Annotated in this window: 25 protein-coding genes; 9 read left to right on the top strand and 16 right to left on the bottom strand. The window is 47.9% G+C overall.

The window, feature by feature from the left end; all coding sequences use genetic code 11:
* Positions 1–169: 169 nt before the first annotated feature.
* The 8 genes from DW088_RS06990 to DW088_RS07025 all read left to right on the top strand — a co-directional run bounded on the left by DW088_RS06990 (position 170) and on the right by DW088_RS07025 (position 8595).
* Positions 170–487, top strand: coding sequence for a helix-turn-helix domain-containing protein (locus DW088_RS06990; protein WP_117491601.1), 318 nt, complete (start codon positions 170–172; stop codon positions 485–487).
* A gap of 11 nt (positions 488–498) precedes the next feature.
* On the top strand, positions 499–1185 hold the full coding sequence (locus DW088_RS06995; protein ID WP_117491603.1) for a LytR/AlgR family response regulator transcription factor: 687 nt from the start codon (positions 499–501) through the stop codon (positions 1183–1185).
* Positions 1182–2447, top strand: a complete 1266-nt coding sequence (locus tag DW088_RS07000) for a sensor histidine kinase (protein WP_118360183.1) — start codon at positions 1182–1184, stop codon at positions 2445–2447. The genes DW088_RS06995 and DW088_RS07000 overlap by 4 nt, the downstream gene beginning before the upstream one ends.
* Positions 2448–2654: 207 nt before the next feature.
* The gene (locus DW088_RS07005; RefSeq protein ID WP_158574627.1) at positions 2655–3797 is read left to right on the top strand and encodes an amidase domain-containing protein; all 1143 of its coding nucleotides are present in this window, start codon (positions 2655–2657) and stop codon (positions 3795–3797) included.
* A 46-nt stretch (positions 3798–3843) separates the two neighbouring features.
* Positions 3844–4476: a copper amine oxidase N-terminal domain-containing protein gene (locus tag DW088_RS07010; protein ID WP_117491608.1), complete on the top strand. Its 633-nt coding sequence runs from the start codon at positions 3844–3846 to the stop codon at positions 4474–4476.
* Positions 4477–4982: 506 nt separating this feature from the next.
* Positions 4983–5681 (top strand): hypothetical protein, encoded by a 699-nt coding sequence (locus DW088_RS07015; protein ID WP_117491610.1) that lies wholly within the window; start codon positions 4983–4985, stop codon positions 5679–5681.
* Positions 5682–5822: 141 nt separating this feature from the next.
* The gene (locus DW088_RS07020) at positions 5823–6866 is read left to right on the top strand and encodes a stalk domain-containing protein (RefSeq protein WP_158574628.1); all 1044 of its coding nucleotides are present in this window, start codon (positions 5823–5825) and stop codon (positions 6864–6866) included.
* A 580-nt stretch (positions 6867–7446) separates the two neighbouring features.
* A complete protein-coding gene (locus DW088_RS07025; RefSeq protein ID WP_118360186.1) occupies positions 7447–8595 on the top strand; it encodes a hypothetical protein in 1149 nt (382 codons plus the stop codon).
* Positions 8596–8730: 135 nt separating this feature from the next.
* Here DW088_RS07025 and DW088_RS07030 read toward each other — a convergent pair whose 3' ends face one another.
* The 16 genes from DW088_RS07030 to DW088_RS15850 all read right to left on the bottom strand — a co-directional run bounded on the left by DW088_RS07030 (position 8731) and on the right by DW088_RS15850 (position 22285).
* Positions 8731–9633, bottom strand: a complete 903-nt coding sequence (locus DW088_RS07030) for a conjugal transfer protein (protein ID WP_118360187.1) — start codon at positions 9631–9633, stop codon at positions 8731–8733.
* Positions 9634–9651: 18 nt separating this feature from the next.
* On the bottom strand, positions 9652–10686 hold the full coding sequence (locus DW088_RS16730) for a lysozyme family protein (protein ID WP_118360188.1): 1035 nt from the start codon (positions 10684–10686) through the stop codon (positions 9652–9654).
* The gene (locus DW088_RS07040; protein WP_118360189.1) at positions 10686–12812 is read right to left on the bottom strand and encodes a CD3337/EF1877 family mobilome membrane protein; all 2127 of its coding nucleotides are present in this window, start codon (positions 12810–12812) and stop codon (positions 10686–10688) included. Before DW088_RS07040 ends, DW088_RS16730 begins: the two co-directional genes overlap by 1 nt.
* 3 nt (positions 12813–12815) lie before the next feature.
* Positions 12816–15266: an ATP-binding protein gene (locus DW088_RS07045; protein ID WP_118360190.1), complete on the bottom strand. Its 2451-nt coding sequence runs from the start codon at positions 15264–15266 to the stop codon at positions 12816–12818.
* A complete protein-coding gene (locus DW088_RS07050) occupies positions 15250–15642 on the bottom strand; it encodes a conjugal transfer protein (RefSeq protein ID WP_118360191.1) in 393 nt (130 codons plus the stop codon). Before DW088_RS07050 ends, DW088_RS07045 begins: the two co-directional genes overlap by 17 nt.
* 172 nt (positions 15643–15814) lie before the next feature.
* The gene (locus DW088_RS07055; protein ID WP_243022699.1) at positions 15815–16147 is read right to left on the bottom strand and encodes an antirestriction protein ArdA; all 333 of its coding nucleotides are present in this window, start codon (positions 16145–16147) and stop codon (positions 15815–15817) included.
* Between the two features lie 2 nt (positions 16148–16149).
* Positions 16150–16638: an antirestriction protein ArdA gene (locus DW088_RS07060; protein WP_199677292.1), complete on the bottom strand. Its 489-nt coding sequence runs from the start codon at positions 16636–16638 to the stop codon at positions 16150–16152.
* 46 nt (positions 16639–16684) lie between these two features.
* A complete protein-coding gene (locus DW088_RS07065; protein WP_110437264.1) occupies positions 16685–16906 on the bottom strand; it encodes a hypothetical protein in 222 nt (73 codons plus the stop codon).
* The gene (locus tag DW088_RS07070) at positions 16906–18060 is read right to left on the bottom strand and encodes a replication initiation factor domain-containing protein (RefSeq protein WP_243038521.1); all 1155 of its coding nucleotides are present in this window, start codon (positions 18058–18060) and stop codon (positions 16906–16908) included. Before DW088_RS07070 ends, DW088_RS07065 begins: the two co-directional genes overlap by 1 nt.
* A 282-nt stretch (positions 18061–18342) precedes the next feature.
* Positions 18343–18648: a type II toxin-antitoxin system RelE/ParE family toxin gene (locus DW088_RS07075; protein ID WP_110437266.1), complete on the bottom strand. Its 306-nt coding sequence runs from the start codon at positions 18646–18648 to the stop codon at positions 18343–18345.
* A complete protein-coding gene (locus tag DW088_RS07080) occupies positions 18645–18947 on the bottom strand; it encodes a type II toxin-antitoxin system RelB/DinJ family antitoxin (protein WP_110437267.1) in 303 nt (100 codons plus the stop codon). The genes DW088_RS07075 and DW088_RS07080 overlap by 4 nt, the downstream gene beginning before the upstream one ends.
* Before the next feature lie 80 nt (positions 18948–19027).
* Positions 19028–20338, bottom strand: a complete 1311-nt coding sequence (locus DW088_RS07085) for an FtsK/SpoIIIE domain-containing protein (RefSeq protein ID WP_118360193.1) — start codon at positions 20336–20338, stop codon at positions 19028–19030.
* Positions 20338–20718: a YdcP family protein gene (locus DW088_RS07090; protein ID WP_117751331.1), complete on the bottom strand. Its 381-nt coding sequence runs from the start codon at positions 20716–20718 to the stop codon at positions 20338–20340. Before DW088_RS07090 ends, DW088_RS07085 begins: the two co-directional genes overlap by 1 nt.
* 22 nt (positions 20719–20740) lie before the next feature.
* On the bottom strand, positions 20741–21064 hold the full coding sequence (locus DW088_RS07095; protein ID WP_116704820.1) for a YdcP family protein: 324 nt from the start codon (positions 21062–21064) through the stop codon (positions 20741–20743).
* Positions 21065–21081: 17 nt separating this feature from the next.
* Positions 21082–22143 carry a DNA cytosine methyltransferase gene (locus DW088_RS07100; protein WP_118360194.1) on the bottom strand — a complete coding sequence of 354 codons (1062 nt, stop codon included), beginning with the start codon at positions 22141–22143 and terminating at the stop codon, positions 21082–21084.
* The gene (locus DW088_RS15850; RefSeq protein ID WP_158574629.1) at positions 22130–22285 is read right to left on the bottom strand and encodes a hypothetical protein; all 156 of its coding nucleotides are present in this window, start codon (positions 22283–22285) and stop codon (positions 22130–22132) included. The genes DW088_RS07100 and DW088_RS15850 overlap by 14 nt, the downstream gene beginning before the upstream one ends.
* Before the next feature lie 259 nt (positions 22286–22544).
* Between DW088_RS15850 and DW088_RS07105 the strand changes: the two genes are divergently transcribed.
* Positions 22545–22805 carry a manganese catalase family protein gene (locus tag DW088_RS07105; RefSeq protein ID WP_367399550.1) on the top strand — a complete coding sequence of 87 codons (261 nt, stop codon included), beginning with the start codon at positions 22545–22547 and terminating at the stop codon, positions 22803–22805.
* Positions 22806–23015 lie beyond the last annotated feature (210 nt).

Here is a 23015-nt window from a genome sequence, read left to right on the forward strand (position 1 = left end):
TATATCGACCTCTTGAAGTATTTCAATGTCCTTGCAGAGTTTAGTCATGTTTTTGCAGTAATTAGTTGAAAAGATAGTATAACTATTATAAAATAATAGTATTAGTCGCTTCTAATTGGTATCCATACTACTTAGAATAATAGTATCGCTATACCTGAGGTGATTATAAATGACAGGTCTTGGAGAAATTATTCAAGCCAAACGAAAAGAGTTAGGGTTGACGCAAGAGCGTCTTGCTGAGAAAATCGGAAAAACCGCCGGATATATCGGCCAAATTGAACGCGGACTCAGTTATCCATCTTATCCGGTTTTATTACAGTTGATTGAGACATTAGAACTTGATGTACAATCTTTATTCTGCACATCAACACTCGAAGAAAGCGCAAAACTGAAGCAAGAATACGCACAACTCTATTCCAAACTCTCAAAGAAACAGCAACAATTAGCCCTTGGAATGTTAAAACTTATTTCGAGATGTGATTTTTAACAGGAGTATTTATGCGAATTGCAATTTGTGATGATGAAGATCAGGAACGGCTCAATATCGAAGCATTAGTCAAGCGATATGCCCCCGAATTATCTATTGTCCTTTTTTCCTCAGCAGACGAACTGCTGGCAGCAGCGAAGACGACATTTTTCCCATTGATTTTTCTGGATATTGAAATGGATGATACAAATGGCTTTGATGCTGCAGAAGAACTTATGTCAGGAAGCGCAAAACCGCTTATTGTTTTTGTAACCAAGAGCACCGAATATACGATTCGTGGTTATGATGTGGCTTTTCATTATCTTGTAAAACCTCTTAATGAGGCAAAGTTCCACGAAGTTCTAAAGCGCGCTTTGCGTCTGATTATTCCGCAGTATTTTACATTCTCCTCGAACGGCGAATTGTATCGTATCCCTGTACAAGAAATTCTGTATTTCGAGTCTCGTAATTATATGCTTTTCGTTCATACACAGCAGCAGATTTACAAAGCTCGCTTGAGCCTGAAAGAGGTCGAACCCCAATTATCATCAGCCAATTTTCTTCGTATTCATGCCAGTTTCTTAATCAATCTGCATCATGTAATTCGCATAACAAAAGACGATATAGAAATGCAGGACCATCAACTCATCAAAATCAGTAGAAACCGAAAGAAAGATGTCATTGCAGCTTTTACAAAGTTTGCGAGGGAAAACATATGACTTTGCTAATTGAAGCCCTCAGTGGTGTATTAGACACTTTTCTACTCTATCTTTTTGCATCTGGATTTTACTCAAAATATCGCAGCACTAAATACAAAGGACATTTATACTTGCTTGTAGGTATTTTTATTATCGTGATGAGCTGTATCCCTATGCCGGGTATACTTCGTATCCTACTTAGCTGGAGCATTATCAGTGTATCAACATATGCGATTTTTGAATCCACTGTTCGCAAGGCACTTTTAACTTCAACAGCATTTATAACCCTCAGTGTGTTGGTTGACGTAATATGTGAATATCCTTTTTATCTCTCCGGCATTTCACGAACGATTATCCTCGGACAGGGGTTAGCACGCTGCATATTTATCATCTTTGCAAAGCTGATAAACTTGCTGCTCATTCTTTTTATTGTCACACTGTTCGGCAAAAAAGGTTTACTTGATATTCCATTCAAAGAATTGCTCCCACTCACGACCTGCCAGCTCGTCAGTGTATTTATCTGCATTGTATCATTGGAATTGGTCGGAACCGTATCGCACTTTCTTTTAATATTATTAACACTTTCTATTGCCGGAATTTTGTACATCAACATTGTATTCTTCGTATATATGCGATCTATTCGTACAAATTACGAAAACGAGCAGCAGCGGCGTTTGGCTGAACAGCAACTCGAAACTCAGCTGTCTTATTACGAACAGATGAAATCCGCTAACGAGCAAACGCGAAGCCTGTGGCATGATATAAAGAAGCAATTAACTGCTGTTACTGCATTAGTCAAGGACAGTGATGTATCACAAGCAGAGTTATATCTCGAAACCATTACCAAATCATTTAATTCGCTTAGCAAAATCGTTGATGTAGACCATCCGGTTATTAACGCAATTTTGAATGATGCACTGGGAAAATCCTCGCTTGCCGGTATTACTTTAAAAATCGACGTTTTTGTTTCCCCTCAGCTTGCCCTGTCCCCGCTGGTTTTAAGTGTTATTCTCGGAAATACATTGGATAACGCAATTCGCGCGTGCAGCGGTGTATCTGCCGATACGCCTAAAATCGTAAGTTTAACTTTAAGACAAAAGGACAGTATTCTATATTACCGCATTTCCAATCCCTATGACCCAGAATTTTCTTCTAAGAAACGCGAGGGTATTCATGGTTATGGGCTGAAAAACGTCAGTTCCACAGTAGAACAAATCGGCGGCACAATGCAAATCAATCAGGAGAATAATCAATATACTGTAGAGATTATTTTGAATTTGTAAAATCATGGACGACAGTTTTAAAAGCTGTCGTCCTTTCTTTGTGCATTTTACTGCACCATACCTACCAAACTCTGCACTCATATTGTGCATTTTATCATATGTTGTATAATACAAATACACCAAATGAAGGGAATGACTCCAATGCAGTAAGTTCAGTTAATGAGTTTTCATCCAAGCCGAACTGCTAACATGGAGATGAACAGCAGTATGACTATCAAAAAGTTTCTTGCAGGCAGTCTTTCTTCCGTAATGGTTCTCTCGTGTCTCAACATAGGTGTCGCTGCACTGGAACCCAACGCACTCGATGATGCCACGATCAATCAGTTGAAGGCAACCGCACAAAACGAGATTGAGCATTTTTTCCGTGAGAGCGATGAAGACCTCTATTCGCTTGTTGGCTTCCGCTTCGATGACAGTGAAGTAACCCAGTCCGACGGCTTGGTTCAGTACGAAACCACAGTAACTGTCAGCGAACGCCTTAAAGCACAGAGCGTTGAAGAAATGCCGTACATCGCTGGCTATCTGGATGAACTCGGCGCTTCTTCGTATGCCACAATGGCCGCATCCGATAAGGCGGAGTTGGCAAAATCCACTTTCGGCTTAGATCAGGATGTTACTCTGACAGCGGCCCAGCAGAATGTTGTTGACACATTCGTTCAGTCGATGGATGCAACTGTTGAGATGTTCGACGAATACATTGGTGAAACCAGCGATTTTACCTATCACATCAAGGTTTCTGCACCCGTTGCCGAGCCGGACAACATTACACTAACCGGCCTTGACGAGTTCGACAATGATGTCAATATCAACGAGTACGAGCTGCGGTCGTATGATGATATTTACCGAAATGGTGCAGAAGATGCGCAGGCTGCTGTTCAGAGCATGATGGTTTCCCCCGCTTGGGTTGCAACCAAGATCAATAACTACAACAGCTATAACCGCATTGCCGCCCGCGACTACGCATACAAGTATTGGTCGTCTTACAATCCGGCATATACCAGCTATAAGGGCAACGGCGGTGACTGCGCTAATTTCGTTTCTCAGTGTATCCATGCTGGTGGTATTCCCACCGATGCAACTTGGAAAGCCGATTCTGTTTCGTGGATTCGTGCATCCGCAGTACCCTCGTATATGGTAAACAAGGGTTATGCAACAAAAACCAGCTACACCAATGCTACAGCTGGCAGCTTTGCCTATACTTCGAGCGGTGCGGGTCATATTGTGTTAGTAAGCATCAATGATGGTGCTAAAATCGCGTACACAGCACACACCACCGATCGAAAAGACGCTGCGTTCTCCTCGGCAGATTTGAACGGCAATTACAGCTTCTATGTAATCAAAAACTACTAACGCATACCTGCTGTAACAACGATAATCATTCAGGGAGGTATTGCACATGAAGAAAAAGCGTTTTCGCATCCCAATTATCGGCTTGATTTGCTGTATGCTGCTGGGTACGATTGCTTTCGCAGTCAATGGCCGCAAAATCACTGCAACCTACGGCGGCATCACCATTTACCTGAACGGCCAGAAACAGGTTGCTACCGATGTAAACGGCAAGGTAGTAGAACCGTTGATCTATCAGGGTACGACTTATGTGCCGATACGCGCTGTCAGCGAATGGCTGGGCAAAACGGTTACATGGCAAGGCAGCACCAGTTCTGTTCTTATCAACGATTCTGTCTTTTCTGACAGCGACGTTTCATCTGCTAAAAATGTAATCAGTGAGTTCTTTACGCTGTTCGGCAATCAGCAGTATCAGAAGATGAATACGCTATGCACCGGCGATGCCGCAGGATTTGACTACAGCATTGGCGTATTCGGTATGAAAGAAGCAAAACTAAAGTCCTGCACTTATAACGGTGATTATTCCGCAAGAGCCAAAGAACTCGTTTTTGAATGTTCTTTTGCAATGAAACCCGCCGCAAACTCGGTGTATGACCCCAATCAAACCAGCACTACCTGCTTGATTTATGTAAAAAAGGTCGGCAGTCAGTTCTTGATTGATGAATTTGCAAGCGGTTTCTAAATTCTCAACGCATACTCTGAAACTTACAATATCACTCATAAGCAGACACCAATGCCAATCGCATTGGCGTCTGCTTATATTTGCGTTCACATATGTTTTTAGCTATTGATTATTAAGTATGTATTATTTATTCGCCATATCCTTAGCTGATTATCAGATACATCCACCAAATCCTGCTTTAATTACTAACCTTTGCATCTTTCTGCACCAGACATACCAAACTCTGCAAATCTATTGAAAATTTTACTTCAAATGTTATAATGCAAACATCAAAAACAATTCTTTAATACACATTTTATCATATGGAAGTGGTTCCCATGGTTTAACAAAAATCTGCATAGATTGCTACACCGAGCAACAATCAAAAGTAAATTGCAATCATGCAGATAAACACCGCATTGTTAATGTACCAAATACTATTCTACAATAAAAGCATGAATGATTGTCGCACCCATACGATGGCAATCATCGAGAGTACACCAGAATATGGAGGGATTATTAACACTATGAGCAAATTTAAGAAGATGATGAGCACAACGCTCGCAGGCTGTATGGCCGCATCCGCTCTTATGATGAGCGCAGGCGCAGTAAATTCGCAGGATGTTCCGTCCTCAGCACTCGCAAATTCTCAGTCGATTTCGGCATTTGCCGGTGATAATGTTACTGTCAATGTCGTTCATGTCAAGGCTGATGGCAGCACTACGCAGACTCCCGTAGAAGTAGCAATTCCCGAAGATACGACCAACGATGAGCAGGGTTCTATCATTGTAAATGCAGCTGTACAGGCGTCTGATTCTACTGGTATTATGCTTCAGGCTGCGCGCTCTGCACCGAATGGCCGTCGTCTTGGCGATTCGCGTACCGCAACAGTATATACAAACGTTGATGGCAACCAGGGAGTCACATTAGCCGATGGCTTGGCCGGAAATGTTGACTACAGTGGTTTGGCAGTATATATGCATAATATTGATCGTTCTATCACTAAGATGAACGTCAGCGTTTGGACTTCTGCAATGGGTCAGAGCAACTGCTATCAGCTGAGACGCGTTGTTAATACGAAAAGTGAATGCACTGTACTCTTTTATGATGATATTCAGTATGGTGCAGATAATTTTATCATTAGCCCCGGCGATAACATCACAGCTTTTGGCAGCGCGGTGTCGGGTTCTGGTGAGGTAACTACCGAACTGTACGGCATCTACTAAGCGCCCTATCAACGAAGTACAATGAAAGTAACCGTTGTGCTTCGTTGTAATATTATACGCAATATTATAGTAACCAGAGAAAGGGTGTATCGTATGAAGCTGAAACGCATATTAGGAAGTATTGTTTGTGTTTTCTCTCTAATGGCTGCAAGTATTGGCGCGCAAGCCGCAAATATTCCGGCACACACTACAGCTCAAATTGCTGAACAGGCAGCTACACAGACTACAACACAGCCCCGCACCGCCGTAAAAATCAATCCGCAGAGCGCGGACATTTATGCAGAGGGCATTCCGGCCACCTTCCCGAGCGAGGACGGCAAGACGGTTTACACGGCGCTGAGCTACAACGGCTCGACCTCCATGCCGCTGCGCACGGTTGGCCGCTGGATGGGCCAAAATATCTCGTGGGACGGTGCATCGCGCACGGTGTTCCTGTCGGGTACTACGGAAAGGTCGTGTCCGTGTGCGGATGACGATGCGTACCACAAGGAAGGCGTGAAATATGTCGGTGCGACCGGTCATGCTACGCTCGATAAGGGCGTAAAGGTCCTCGTGGACGGCAAACAGCAGACCTTCAAAAACCAGAAGGGCGTGACCATTTATCCGCTGTTTTACCAGAATTCCATCTATCTGCCGCTGCGCAACATCGGTGAGCTGACCGGCATGGACGTAACGTGGTACAGTGCCAAGGCGGAGAATGACGTGAACGCCATCTTCCTGCGCATGCCGCTGAGTGACAGCAAGCGTGCCGAAATGGAAACCTACGCGACAAATCTCATGAAGCAGCTGCTTGATATGCGGACGGATACGCAGAAGATCAAGAATTGTGCGTCTGCGGTGAAAAACGGCGGCTATACCGACTATGTAGTTACCGATAAGGCAACCGCCATGGCGGCGCTGGACTCCATCAAGCGCAAAGCGCAGACCATCCGCAGCGGCATGACCGAGCAGGAGAATCCGATCCGCTACTACAACAGCAGCCTGATGAACGAACTGGATTTCCTCATCGATAACGCGGACGCCGTGATGGACCGCGTGAAGAACGGGCGGGTCGTGCTCGGCAGCAGCAATCCGGATACGAGCGTGGTCGATCAGACCGCTGTCATGTTCGGCGCTGATAATACTATGCTGGACTGCGAACGCATGGTTCGTATGCTGCGGCAGAACATGGATAGACTTTTTTAATGCAAACCAAGACCATAAAAAGCTGAGGATTACCTCAGCTTTTTATTTATCCGACAATTTCCCAATTCCCATCTACCAGTTTCAGCACAAGCTCAAACTGCGAAATTTGCGTCATTTTCATAACATTATCCAGTATTCTACTGTCACAGTTACCATTACAGTATCGCTATGCCTGTTCAACACTATGCTTTTAAGCTGGCTGACCATATATGTAAGCATGGAATCATTGCTAACATAGTAAGATAGTCCTTTAGGTTGCCGTCGGCTATAATATGAAAAAGATAATCAAGAAATCCATAACACGCAACGAATAATAATCGATATACCGTAGCGATTATTTTAAAAATGTAAAACAACAGACAACAGCTCTCCAAAACGCCATTCGTCATCTGTGCATTTTACTGCAAAAATCATACTGAACTCTGCACTTTCAGTACAAATTCCACTTTTAATGGTATAATACAAATATGAAATAAACAATTTACATACTCGATTATCTTTCACAATAACTGTAAAGCATTTTATAGTCTTACCAGCTATATTTGAGTTAAATTATAATGGCTATTGCAGGAGAAAAGTAATGAAAAAGAACCTTTCCATTTCATGCATTCTATTAGCTGTAGTAACTATGTTCGGTCTTTATTGTTATCGAGAGCGTGAAAATAAAAATTTAGTTGCTTCCATTGAACCATACACCGAAACCGCAGTAATCTTATCAGATTATATTGATTTTGAAAAAAGCATTTATATCGGTCACAAATCCGACCATGAGATATTATATAAAAATTACGCTGATAACTATATCAGGTCGGTTGACTTAAATACCCAAGAGCAACAGGAACTTATTAAATTGGACACGCAAACAAACGGCACCATGACAACCTTTGATTATAAGGATAATTGGTTTGTCTGGTCCGAGAGCCAAGACGCCGAACTGCGTGTAGGAAGTTCTATTGGTGAAAATTGGGCTGTATACGCGGCTGACCTGCGTACAGGAGAAATCATATTCGTAGACGGCGAAAACGATTTCTTCCCTAAAACACGGAATTTTGACCCGCACCCGTGGTCGCTTTCGGTAAATGGCAGCTTTGTTGTTTACGCCAGCTATACAGCTAATGAAGATGGTATTTACCCTGCAATAAAAATTTATGATTTGAACAATCATAAATTGGAAATTGCAGATACAGCAGATTCCATGCAAACCACTTTTGGTTCACCGTCTGTGAATGACAAAAATGTTGTTTATCTAAAATATGATTCTAATGGCAGTTCCCTTTGGACATATGACATAGAAAAACATAAACGTATGTGTATCGAGCCGCCCGAACCGTTGCAGGAAATATGCATCACAAACTCTTTTATCGTAGGCGTTTCGGAGTGGCAGCCGCAAAAATCAGAATCGTTATACTGTTATGACTTCGCTCATAAGAAATGGTCAAAACAGATAGACGCCACCACGAAATTATATCCAAACAATATTGACAGCACCTTAGAATTTGCTGAACTGCAATCTTCAAACGATTTTATAACATGGCGTCCGATTACTGGAAATGCACTTTATGTGTGGGATATAACAACCAATAAAGTATTGGATTTGTCCGAAAATGTTTCTGGGTTAATTGATTATGTATTATATCCTTTTGATGAAGATTATCTGGTTTGGTGTGAAACAAATACACAAACGCAAGAAACTAAGTATCCATGTATAAAAATATCAAGTGAATCATAAAATTTTTGCGCTCGCCACCGCGAGAATAGAAGGCTCGTCTCAGAATCGAAACATTCTGCGACGAGCCTTTTTCCTCTTCGGTATTCGATTTTCACACTTCGTTACTTGCTACTTTTCCCCGTACAAACGCATACATCACCCGACGATTTTCCAATTCCCATCCACCAGTTTCAGCGCAAGCTCAAACTGCGAAATCTGCGTCATTTGTGTAACGCTGTCCAGATATTCCACCGCCACAGTTGCCGTTACGGTATCGCCGTCCTTGTTCAGCACCGTGCTTTTAAGTTGATTGAACGCATAGTCCACGCACTTTACCGACGGCATGGAACCACTGCTGACATAGTAAGACAGCTCTTTTTCCGTAGCCGTCGGATACAGCGTGAAAAAAGTGGTCAGGAAATCCGTAATATCCTCGCTCTCGGCCGCAGAAACCGTTCCGTCGGGTTCTGCGGCTTTTGGCGTATATGCAGATTTTGCAGGCTTTCCGGTGATCGTCGGTGCTTGCGTGATAACCATATCGCCGTTATCGTCCTTGTGGACCATCGTTTTATAAACGCTGAATACGGTGTCCTTTTTCTTGCCGTCCGAAATGGTTTGCGCTACCGTGAACACGACCGCAAAATCGTTTTCGCCTCTCTGCGCCACAGACCAAATCTGAACGTCCTGCACGGACGAGGAAACCGCAACGTCACTTTTCACGGTGTCAGCCGTTAAACGCTGCAGGTCCTCGGTCAGATAACCGGTCAGCGCATCGGTACGCTGTGCAACGGAATCCTTGTTGTTGCTCCATGAATAGTACGTTTTCGCAAAGTTCCGCACAAACGCTTCTACGCCGCTGGTATCCTCCACACGGCGCTCAACAATCTCCTTTTCGTGAACAGTATGGGTGTCAATCGCTGTAAAGTTCTTGTACAATGCAAACGCAAATCCACAGACGAACAGCAGCCACAGTGCAATCACAGCAGGCTTGCGGCTGTTCACCGTGTAAACGCGCAGTTTCTTTTGTTTCTGCTGCTTTTCTGTCTTTTTCTGAAACATAATTCGTTCTCCTTTGTCTTATTTTTGTGCAACCACAGCGCCGCCCCAGCCCCAGCCGCCGAAGCCATAGTAGGCCGTCCAGCCCTCTACGGTATCAATGACAGTACCGCCGATGTTGGAAATAATCTGGCCGTTGCCAATGTAAATGCCGACGTGACCCGCATTTCGTCCGCAGGTGTCGTTCGTTCGGGACTGGTATACCGCCGGGTCATTGTAAACCATCGCACCGAGCGGAATATTCTTGCTGGACTTTCCGACCGTATACAGCGCACGATTTTTGCCCGCACAACAATGCCGGTCGATGGATACACCCGCTTTGCGGTAAACTTCTTCCGCCCATGCTTCACAATATCCGCCAGCAGCCGAAATACCGTACTTTTCTGAATTTCGTGCCACCTCGACAATGCGATTCTGTGCGTCCGTTCCGAGTGCGTCACCGCCGGTCTGCGTCAGATATTGCTTTACCAACTTGACATAGAACATATTGCCGTAGTTATACCGCCAGCCGCCGTTGATCGGCGTGGAAATCTCATTTTTATAGGTGACTTTCACGCCGCCGGAGTGCTGACGAGAAAACTCCTGTGCCAGTTCAAAGGTGTACCGCTTGCCGTTTTTCGCAACGAAGTCCAGAAAGCCACTGCCGTAATTGTACGCTTGAATTACAGCGTCCATATCACAGCCGAGTTTGTCCGCCTTTGTCACCAATTCGGCGAAATACTTGCATCCCTGCTTGATACTGTCCTCTGTGCCGAGCGTATTCATCGGCAGTCCGGCAGATTCAGACGACTGCATAACGTCCTCCAGCTTGCCCTCGCTTTCCACCTGAATAATAGCAAGCAGGACATAGACATAATCGCTGATACCGTTCTGCCGTGCGTACTTCTCAACCATGGGTTGATGCGCGAGCACTTCTGCTGAGAGATTCACACCGATATACAGTCCCGAATTACTTCCGCCGCCCTCATCATCCGAAGCAATAATCAGAAACATCGACAGAAGTAAAGCAATCAGCAGTCCGAAGCCCAGGGCACCTGCCATTGCCGCCTTTTTCATCACTTGCGCTCACCTCGGCTCTCCGAACGCCGCTGTTTGCGCGTGATTTCTCCGGTTTTCCGCTGTTTGAACTCCACACCAAAGGTTTCTTCGTCCAGTCCTTTTGGCATTGTATATCGTGTTTTCGGCTTGTCCGGCACCATCGGACGTTCTGCCGGACGGTCCGGCTTGCGGTCTGCAACCGTAGTCTGCGGCTTATCCTTGACCGTCGGACGATCTTCCCGCTGTCTGGGTGTCGGTTCAATCCGTTCCGACCGAGGTCGATTCTGCGGTGCAGACGGCTTTTCCGGTTCGGTTTTCTGCTGTTTGGGGACAGTTGGGCGCTCCTTTGGTGCAACACGAGTGCTTTCCGTTCTGGGCTTTTCCGTATTACCCTCATTGCGTTCTCTTTTTCGCTGAGATAACTGTTCCCGGCAGCTTGCCGTGGTAGTCCTGCGAGATTCCATCTGTGCAGCACGCGCTTCTCGACGTTTCTGCATGGTTTCCCGCACACTTTCCCGTGCAGATTCCACATTGCTGCGGACAGCATATTCCGCATTAGTCGGTGCGTCCTTGACCTTTTGCACGGTTTCTACCGCCTTATCCCGCACGCGAGATGGCGTATCCGCAATCTTGCCTGCCGTTTCGCCTACTCTCTGACCAAGATTCTTCTTCTTCGGCTGAACGGTTTCACGGCTTGCCGAAGTTGAAGCTGTTCTCTGTGTACTCTGCATAGCACGGCGCTGCGCAGAGCGCTTTCCTACTCCAACACCTGCCGCAAACGGCAGTGCCTTTCTCACAGCACGAGAAATCGTCCGGCGCGGCCGGTTTGTCATGGCTCGACCGACACGACCCGTGCCCTCATCACGCAGACCGATCATGCCGAGCAGCTTGTCGCGCTTCATGTACACGCCCGCGAACACAATTACCTGCAGCAATACGACCACCACGAACGGTTTTCCGTTGGCAATCGTGTACGCTAGCGAGGATAGCACCAGAACGAACGTGGTCAGCAGCGTTGTTCCCACTCTCAGCATAATTGTGTTAAACAGCGAAATCACTGCTCGTCTGCTTGTCCCAGAAAACGCCGGAATCATGCTGATCAGCAGGCTCACCGGCAGGAACATCGCGCTGATGATAAACAAAATCTGCGATAGAAGCATACTGCCTGTGAGCATAATCGCAAACGCCGACACTATCAGATTGAAAATCAGGAAGAACACGGATAGGCCGAACCGGCTTGTCACCTCGGTTACGGTCAGATTGCCATTATCGTAATCTTCCAGTTCCGATTTCACGACTTCTTCCCTGTCTTTGCCGCGATTCTCGTCCGGCGAAGTGCCGAGCAGGCTGTTTACCCGTTCTTCTCCGATATTCTCCACATTCGAATCGCCAAACTGCATGATAAGCCACGGCTGCTTGACTTGGATACCGAACAAACAGTCCCGAATCGCAGAAACGCCCGTGTTCTCGCCTGCCGTGTCCGGCGCAAGAATTTTCGCGCTCACATCGACAATACCGTTGCTGATGTCGCTCGAAAACTCGTTTACACCGGTAATTGCAGATGGTGCGTAGGCAATCAGCCCAACCGACACCACAAACACAACGGCGAAATTCAGCGCCGCATGAAACGCTTTTGTCGTTTCTCGTTTGACCAGTCCAACATAGGTGCAGTACACGCCAACCAGTAGCGTGACAATCGCCATCATACCGGGAAACAGGCCCGTGCTGTCAAATCCGCTGGCCGATACACCCGCGATCAACTGAATGTTTTTGCCGATCTCACTGGCGGCACTGCTGATGAAGTCGAGGTCATATGCCTGCTGAATCAGATAACCAACTGCATTTGAAATGTACAAATTCAGCGTCCACAGGAAATTCGTGAACAGGTAAATTGCGTACTGCGCCGTTTTGCCGATACCGTCCAGCCAGTTCCATGGCAGCCAATCCCACGAGGAATCAACGTAAAAATCAAGCTGGTAGTTATCAATGGGATACCTGCTGAACTCGTGCGCCGTATCAATGGTTTCGTCCAGCAGTCCGGCGGCGTGCGCCTGCACGGTGAACAAATTGAGAAAAAGAAAAGCCATCACAACCGCGATAAAGGCTGTAATGGCTAATTTCTGAACTTTTAAGGCATTTGTCACACGTTACACCTCGTTCCCTGTAACCGGCGGGCGCGTATCGAACGCATGGAACAGATAATCGAACATGACATGGAACTTGATAACGCCGATGCGACCGTAAAGGTCTTGGAAAAGGCACTGACCGTTTTCCAGATTGCGAAGCCGCTTCTGATTGTTTTCGTCCTCGGAATCCAGGCCAAAAAATTCAAGCGTTTTCTTGATCTCGTTAATATCCGTAGAGCGGAACGCAAACTTCATGCCGATATTGTTCTTGATATTCTCGTCTGCCACATCACCGGCGTTCTGGGTGACAAAGTAAACGGCAGCGTTCATCGAACGACCGGCGCGAACCAGCTTGTTTGCCAGCGTTTTGCCCTGTGCCACATTGAGGAACGCCCATGCTTCATCAAGACCGACCATCTTGAAGATACTTCTGTCCGAATGGATAAAGTCCAGCGCAAAGGTGGAAATGACGATCAGCATGGAGATAGACAGCATTTCAATGGTGGTGTAGTCCGCAGGCGCGGTATCCTTATCCGGCAGAACCAGATCGGCAACTTGAATGATATTCAGCTGCTTTTCAAGGCTGATCGTCTGCTGCACCTTGCCATTTGAGAACAGCAGGTGAGCAAAGTCATAGTCCGTGAACGATTCGATATGCTCGGCAATCGCAAGCGCGGTTTCCGAGCCATCGTCCCGCAGCGCATCAATGACGCGGAGCAGACCGCGCGTTTCGCTGTTTGTGACCGCACGCACCGCCCGTCGCAGGACAGGAAACAGCTTGCCGTCACGCGAGGAAATGCCCGTAAGGAAAGTCAGCACATCAAGCGCAAGGCTTTCTGCATCCTTAGTTTTCCGCATGATGATATATGGGTCAAGCATCCCCTTGTTTTCCTCGTCCGAGGTCAGATTTACAATATTGATCTCGTCTGCAATCTCCGGCAACCTCTCTTTCCAACGGCCGCGCTCGGATTTCGGGTCAAGGATAAGAGCCTGTGCGCCGTTCAGAACAGCGTAGTAAGTAAGCAGGTTGAACGACAGCGATTTACCGCCGCCCAGAGAGCCGAGAAATGCACCGGACAGCGCATTGGTGACAGAGCCTTTAACGCCTTGTGCCGCTTTGGCAGGCTGAACATAGACATTCTGGTCGGTATCGACATTGTAGCCGAGATAGATACCGTCACGCTCACCGAGCATTTGCGTTGCGCCGAATCCCAAACCGGCGAGAAAATCACTGGTGACATACTGCATATAGTCATTCATGTACCGCTTACTTGCCGGAATAAATTCGCTGTGCAGTCCCATCATATCACCGATCGGCCGAACCAGCTTGATACTTGCGTCATCGTAGAAATCGCGCACTTGGTTACAGCGGCGTTTGAGTTCTTCCACGTCCGGCGCGGTAACGCGCACAACATAGGACAGCTTGTACATGGATTCTTTGCTCTGGTCAAGAACACTTTCGAGTTCATCTACGCTGTCCAGCGCTTCTGCCACCTGATTGGTGGTTTCCGAGTTATTTTCCCACGCATGATTATCGAGGTCTTTCAGCTCTTTTTTCTTGTTGCGAACCGTATGTAATGCAGCTTTATTCGTGATAATCTCTACATTCATTGAGGTATCAATCGCAAAGTCAAACTGCTGTTCCTGATAGTAGAAAATCTCACTGGATGGGAAATCCAGTTCACCGACCACATCCGAAATCGTAAAGTACGCAACGTAGCTTTCCGAATTCTCGGACTTCATGTGTAAATACCGCTGTTTTTCCTCAATCAGACAACGGGCAGGCTTGATAAGATCATACTTTTTAACCAGTGTATCACGCTTGCGTTTTTTAAGTGGCAGCGTAAACGCAAAATCTTCATAGGCCGTGCCGGTCCTGCCGTAGATATGCTCCAGCAGATAGCCGAAGTCATTCTTATTTAGCCGACGCACCTTAAAACGACGCGACAGCTTATTTTCCATCAACTTTTCCATGCGGGAATAACGGCGGATTTCGTCGTTTGGCATACTCACGAAATCACCCATGAAAGAACTGCTGATAGCGTTTGCCGCATCGAACAGCACATTCTTGACCTGTTTTCCCACATCTTTCACGGACAACTCCTTATCCGTCACAACCAGCTTAAAGCCGAGGAAAAAGCGGTAATCGACCTGTGTATCACCGAGAGAAGCAATCAGATTTTCCGTCTGCTCGTCAATCTCGGCGCAAGCGATCTCTTTCAGTCGTCCGGTCACGCTTTTCTTGGAACGCTCCTGTGCGGCGCGGATACTGCTTTCTGTGCTAATCTGCAAAGCGTGAATCTTGCCATCACGGTTCTGCGCGATAAGCTGCCGGAAAGCGTCATGCACCGCGTCTTTCTGTTCCAGCGAGAGGAACGAGTAGTTGAACGGAATCAGTTCGTAATATGCAAAACACTCGCCCTCAATGTTCCAAACAAGGTTATTTTCAATATATTTAATCGGATACGGCACGGATAATCTCACTCCTCACTACGGTAATATCCGCGTTCTCGCGGTGCTTTTTCAGCCGGACAGACTTTCCGGCAAAGGTGACTTTCGGACGCAGCGCATAGGCGATTACCGAGCACACGAAACTGTACGGTTTCTTGCCGTCAAAGGTCTTTTTGCTCATAAACCACGTCACACCGAACGGAATACCGCACAAAATCAGCGGGTTATGAATAAGCACCAGCGGCGGCACTTTACGGAACATGAACACCAGCACACCGCTTACCGCCAGCCAGAGCAGCTGGGTCACGGTGACAGGTGTCGGCAGTTTTGCGTCACCGAACGAGTATATTACCTGTTCTACTTTCCATACACTGCTGTAACTTCTTAGTTTTTTCAAATTGCAGCTCCTTTTCACTTTTCTACATTATATAAAGGGTATAGGGGGAGAGGAACGAGTTCCTGCCGCAGGCGTCTTTCCTCTCCCCCTACACGGTTGATGTATAACTCCTTGTCGGCAGTTACACACAGCCGTGCTTCACCCCCTCACCATTCTCGCAGCGGCCCTCCTTTTATAGAACGGGATTCTGATTTTTGGCAAAGTGCTTATACACATTTTCCACACTGCCATACTCTTTGAGCAGTGCACCCGTATTGTTCTGCACGGATTCCGGCAGATATTCTACAAGCTGACACAGACAGTTCAGTTCTTCGATCATCATATCTTCATCAATCTCGAACGGCAGCTCGTAATCACGGATAACGTAGTCCGGCTCCTGGTCGGTCACGCCAATACGTTCTTCCAGCTCGTCATAGTCGATGGGCGGCGTAAACCACGCACCGACCAGCTCAATTTCGCGGCTCTTATGCCGCTTTTCGATGTAAACTCGCATTTCTAATATCATTTTCACCTCACCAGTTCAAACACGCCGTCTTTGGTTTCCACAAAGTCGCCCTCCATCGAGAGATCGCGTCCGTACTGCACGCTGTCGAAATACCGGCGCAGTGTTTCATCCGAAATCAGGCCCTCGTCCAACATCTGCTCTGCCACATCGGCCGTTGTATCACAACCGCTCCACAGGATAATATCGTCCGCGTGTTCGCAGAAGTCCTCGACACCGCTGTAATAACTGAGCAGCGAACCCATGTTATCCCGAATGTAGTCCGGCAGGTCCTCCACCATTTCGCACAGGCGGTTGACCTCCTCGATAGGCGTATACTCGCCGATCTCGAACGGCAGTTCAAAATCGTGGATGGCGTACTCCTCATACTGGTCGTTCAGCCCGATACGCTCTCTCACTTCGTCCATGTCGATAGGCGGTTCAAACCACGCGCCGACAAGTTCGCCTTCGTTGTATTTGCCGAGATTGGCAATATAAACGCGCATTTCTTCCATGTTTTCACCTCCATCTCATAAGAAAAGGCTGACTTTTCAGCCAGCCTTACGCACCAAGAATCTGATTGAACAGATTCAGCAGAACATCTTTAACGCCTGCCGCGTTGAACACCAGACCAACCGACAGCATGGCCACCACGAGAAAACCAATCAGCTTCGTAAACTCACGCTTGAAGCCGAGATACAGGCCGATCACCACGATAGCAACCAGCACCAGCGGCTGGGCGTTCGACAGCAGCCAGTTATACAGATTTACGCCAAAATTCATTAGTTATCCTCCATCTGAATCATTTCATTAACCGTTCTCATCTTCTGCTGAATGATTTTACGGTGCTTGTCCCGCAGTTCTGTGTTGTCCAGAATATCCTTGACATGGGACGTTCCACACTTTTCATCAATCAGCATGAGCATTTTCGCCGTCGGTGCCACCTGATGCGAAAACCAGTTCAGCGTCCGTTCCAGCGTGTACGGCTCGGGTGCAGTTGTCAGTTTGAGCGTATTGCGGTGCTTGCCGATAAAGGTTTCCCACATCGGGTTCAGCGGCCATTCCTCACGCGGTTTTCCGCTCTCCTTATCCACAAAACGCACATAGCGGTTGATAATGCCGAACGCTGTCTGTTCCGGATTCTCGTTCGACACAAGATCATACACGGCGTTGTCCGCCCGCTCATTTTTCAGCCGGATTTCAAAGCGGTTCTGAATGTCCGCCTGTTCGAGCGGCGTACCGTTTTTCACAAGCTGCTCATACGCTTTCTCGTAAAGGCAAAAGTACAAATCGGACTGCATCGAGCCGATGTACAGCGTTGCGCCCATGTGGGCGCTGTCCTGCTCCTGCCGACTGACCAGCCCGCCCGAGCGAAACGCCCGAAAACTGCGGAACACCGAAACGCATTCCTCCTTGCGGCATTTGCTGATAAGCAGCGGAATATCCAGCATACCCACCAAGTCATTCACCGCGAGGTCTACCCGTTTGAACACCGCCTTTTCTTTCATACACTTACGGAAAAATTCGTACCAAGTCCGCTTTTGTCCGTCCAGATACGCTTCAAACTGCCGACAGCCTTTGCCGCGCAGTTCAAGCAACACGCCCATTTCTTCCAACGGCGAGGTCAGCACCATCACGTCACCAATCCGGTAAGTGCTCGTGTAGCCGTACATTCCACGCGGCTCCTGCACCAGATATTTCATTTTCAGCCGAAGTACATCTTCAATGATGTGCTTCACATCCATTGTTGGAAAGCGGATACGCACATAGTCGAACAGCAGTGTCAGCGGCTCAGGGTGCAGCCGAATGAGCGCGTCTTTCAGCCGCCTGCGTACCTTTTGCGGCACGGATTGGTTTTCCTGCTCCAACCGGCGGTAATATTCCGGTGTCAGTCCGGCTTCCAGAGCCAGTTCCTGTTCGGATACGCCAATTTGCATCCGTTTTGCCCGAAAGTCCGTTATCCAAGTCCTGTTTTGCAATTTTACCTCCGTTTCTGATTGATTTTGTTCAAAGTTTTGCGTAGTTCGCCTATCTTGTCCGATTTGTACCCCCCTGTTAGAGAAAGGGGGTTCCGACGTTCGGGCGCGGCTGCGCCGCGCCCAACGCACCGTTCCGTGCCGTCGGCTTTCGCGCTGCACGCCGCCGCACAGACGGCGCGAGGGCATAGAAAAACGCGCAGAGTTCTTTTCTCTGCGCGTTTTGCGTGTACATATTTAATTTCAAAAAAGCAGCGCCATATAATCCTGACGCCCATCAAGTACACGGGTAACTTCTACATATTCGTTGCCCACAACACGATAGAACACAATCTGCTTTGCTACTACTAAAAACCGAATGTCCGTATCTACCGCATAGCGACTGCACAATTCTGTGCCCATAAACGGATTATCCTCTAACAGCATAATCGCGTCATACACCCGACGAGTTAATTTTGCTGCTGCTGACGGATTGTTAAGCTGCTCCCTAATATATCGTTCCGTTGCCCGCATATCTTCAACAGCAGTTTTCTTAAATTTAATTCTCATTCAGCAATACCCAACATAGCCCGGGCCTGCTCGGCAGAATAGCTTTCGGTGCAATCATCGCCCTTTTTCAGTTCTTTCACCAACCGTGCCAGAGCCTTTGCCTTAACAATTTCCGCATTATCTCCTGTCACTGCAAAGGGGAAACCGCCTGCATTTAATGACTGCTGAAAAAACACATTGATTGCGTCCGTGAGTGTCAACCCCGTTTTTGCATAAATCTGCTCCAATTCTTCACGAATTTCAGGATTCATGCGAATACGGAACATATCTGTTTTTGCAGAAGAAATAACATTATCCATCTTGCAGACCTCCTTTTCAAATTTAGTATAACACATCGTATTCTATGCGTCAATTATGTAGCTACATTGTTGCTACATAATTATTTTGCACACCTCCCAATCTCCTGCAAAAAGTCGTACCCTTTCGGCACGATCGGAGTATAAAACTCCGTAATCACCCCCTTTCCGGTATCGGCATAACCTCTTCCCTTGATATTCTTGAAAAAGAACTCCTTTTTCGTTTCTCCAAACATCATACTGTATCCAAGTTCGGACATTCTACCAAGCGCGACACGGAAATTAAACTGGTCGCGGATACCGTCACCGAGATATTTAGCATCCGGGCGCTGACAGGCGAGAATCAGGAAGAATCCCGCCTGCCGTCCCAGCATGACAATCTGCCGCAGCTTGTTGAGCACATCTTCGCGCTCCCTGCTGGTCAGCATTTCCATAAACGCAACGTACTCGTCAAACACGAGAAAATGCGGTGAAAGTCCGAGATATGCATAGTTTTCGCCGGTTTTGTAATTTTCCATGCGCTTCATATCCGCACTGCGTTCGTGCATAGCCGTGCAGAACTCGGTGATACACTGCACGATCTCCTCTTTGCGGCTGCATACGTTCGGCAGGACACTGGATAAGTCCGCTAAATCTGCGTTTTTCGGGTCAAGAATGTACAAAACCGCATTAGTTTCTAACAATGCCCGAATCAACGTCAGGATAAAGTACGTTTTGCCGCCGCCTGTACCGCCCGCGATCAGCATATGCGGCAGACTGTCAAACTCCCAATAGGTGTTCTGCATAAGCCGCATTTTGCCGTGCTCCACGCACACCTCAGAGATGGGGATACGGTTTGCGATCATGTCATACAGCAGCGTGTACTCCACAAATCCGTCCAGCAGTTCCCTGCTGACAAGCTCACAATACAAACCGCTTTCCAGCTTGTTTTCCAAGTGCAGCAGCGGTTCTTGAAACTTTCCGAGCGTAATCTCCGCCGTGATATGCAAAAGCCCGTTTTCCATGCGGTAATACATTCGCAGAAAACGGGCAATCTTCGGTTTTGAACTTGCAGGCAGGTCCTTAAAAAATCCCTCCGACTGTTTGGTGTCGCTCTGCTCATACCACTGGTTTTCCAGTACCATGCGCGCCAGCTTTTGCCGATGGCGCATTTCATTCAGCTTGTCCGGAAACCGGCGGTACAGCAGCCACGCCGTCACGGTACACACTTTTACACCCATGGCCGCGCTGAACAGCAGGTAAGCCACGGACGGACTGCGCCAGTCTGTGCGGATATTCAGCAGTACAAATGCCACGGCAAACACCGCGAACAGCAGGAAAAACACCGTTCGGAACACCAAATCTTTATCGTTCGGACGAATCCGCCTGCCGCGCTTTCTCCACAGCCTGTGCATTACGATTTCTTATCCGCCGGAACATCCTTGTGCGGCTGGCTGTTCTGTGCGGGCGTTTTGAGCACCAGATCGTCCGCCTTGATGTACCAGTCCACCTCGGCGCTGTTGCCGAACGTCACATGGGCGATTGCACCGAACATCGGATTGACCAGTTTCACTTCCGCGTTGTACGCAAAATCGCGCACCGGAACGCTCGCCGGAACACTGACCTGAATCATACGGCCCTGCTTGTCGCTTTTCAGATCGTAGGTGCGCTCCTTGACCACCTCGGACGGCGTGCCGTCTGCGTTCTCCTCGAACACCTCGCGGCGCATTGCCGAAAAACGCAGCGTGCCGAGCGTTGCTTCATTTTCACCAAAAAAACCATTGCTGAATCTCATAAATCGTACCGTCCTTTCTCGTTTACGCCTTTTCCATATCTTCCGCGTGTAGAATGTAGTCCACGAACGCGCGGCCGTTGATAACGTAGCCCTCAGCCGTCACGGACGGGTTCTTGAGCTTGACCGGCTCCATATACGCGAACTGCTTCTGACCTGCTGCGCCGTCGATCACGACCTCAATATCATCCGCACGCTGCACATCGCTGAACAGCTTGTAGCGGCGGTACAGCACCTTGGTCTGGGTGCCGTTGCGACGGGTGTCGCCGCGCTTTACCTCGGCCGGACCGCCAAATTCCAGATTGCCGAGCGACTTCGCCATGTTCGGAATCACAAATTTCAATTCCATAAAAAGACCTCCAAATTCTAATTCATTACTTCCGCGATACCCGCCATCACATATTCTGCGCACGGCAGGGCAATCGAGTTGCCAAGTGCGCGATAACGGGCATGATCGCTGATTTCTTCATTCTTGCAGCCGTACTTTGTCCAGTTTTCAGGCAGACCCATCAACCGCTCACATTCCAGCGGTGTCAGCACGCGCAGGAATCCGTCCCGTTCCTCACTCTCGTACCAAAACGAAAACGGCGCCGTTACACTCGCAAGCAGAGTTGGGAACGGTTCTCCTCCTCGTCCGAAGCTGGCACAGAACCCTTTCTGATCTCCGACCTGTGCCATAGTTCGCATACGCCGGAGGGAAAACGGTCTGACGATGGGTACCTGCCGCCCTGTTTGAGCAGCAGGCACTCCACCTCTTTGGGTGGCGGACAACCCGCCCGGACCGCTAATCGTAGAAAACGGGAGCACAGTCCGGGGCTTAAATAATACTTCTCCGGCACGCTGGCCTGCAAAATCCGCCACGACGAACACGCGCTTGCGCCGCTGTGCGAGGGCGGGTTCTCCCCAATACTGGGCGTCCAGCAGTCGCCAAGCGGTATCAGCGCGTCCCCCTCGCACCATTCCGGCGTGCGCCCATCCACGAGGAGGCACTGAAACCTCGGCACCTGTGAACGCACTGAGCATGGCTGCAAAATCCAGCCTGTCATTTGAAGAAAACGCTCCCGCAACGTTTTCCCAAATACAGAAAGCTGGATACCGACCATTGGTTGCATATCTCATCTCCTCGATAATTCGCATGGCCTGATAAAACAGGCTGGATTTCTTGCCCGCAAAACCATTTCTCGTGCCAATCTGCGACAAGTCCTGACAGGGCGAGCCGAACGTAATCACATCGACCGGCGGTATCTCTGCGCCGCTGATCTTTGTAATGTCACCCAGGTGCAGCATATCCGGGAAATGCCGTTTGGTGATGGAGATCGGGCGTGCTTCGATCTCACTCGCCCATACGGGTTCAATGCCGCAGTGTACCGCCGCCAATGGAAATACGCCGATTCCATCGAACAGACTGCCGAGTTTAAGTGCGGTCACGCGCATACCTCGTGCGGCCCATCATGCCGTGGATACGGCAGTTGCCGGTGCGGATTTTCTTGCCGCGCACACGGGCAAGGCAGTCGCAGTGCTCGTCCGGGTCTAAGTGTGCCCCGCAGTGCGGACAGATGTTGTAGTACATGAGTATCCCTCCTGCTATTACATGAATTGTCATACTATCTGTACGCTGAACGGCGGCGGTCTGGCAAACAAACAATAGATTTTATATTGAGTAAGCATGATCTTCTCCTTTTTCGGGTAATGAAAAAGCCGTCCTTCTTTGAGAACGGCTTTCGCTTTACCAGTTTTTGACGTAATATGGTTTGTATTTTAGGAAACAGCTTGTCCTGCTTTATTTTTGTCATTTTACGGTAATTTTGTTGTTCTTGTCACACCGCAGCATGAAAAGGCTTGTACAAATTCCCCTCAAAAGTTGTTCTTATCCCATCGTACCAGAGCAAAAAGCCAGAACAACCTATGACAACCTTCTCCGCCTGATCGACGACCCGGATGTTCGTGAACCGCTCAAATTCCTGCGAGAACGGGAAGTCGTGCATTTCCAGCGGTTCGGAGACGCACTGCGCGTTGTGCAGGATAATCTGGATGCCAAGAATTACTACGCCTACAATCCATCCATCGACATCCGGCCCAAAGAGAAATAACGCATTTGCAAGGAGATGGTCCCTGACCGTCTCCTTTTTTGTGCAAATACTGTATCAATCTGGGGTATTGTGCAAAACAAATTTGAACACTTTACTGTGTAAAGTGACTTTTCTTTTCCGTGCATTTCTGCTATAATGTTATTAAGTAGCGCATATTATATATTTGCCTGATCACTATCGGACAGGCTTCGCATAAATTTCAGTAAGTAG

It is taken from the genome of Butyricicoccus sp. AM05-1 (genome assembly GCF_003474415.1).
Taxonomy (GTDB): Bacteria; Bacillota; Clostridia; order Oscillospirales; family Butyricicoccaceae; genus Agathobaculum; species Agathobaculum butyriciproducens.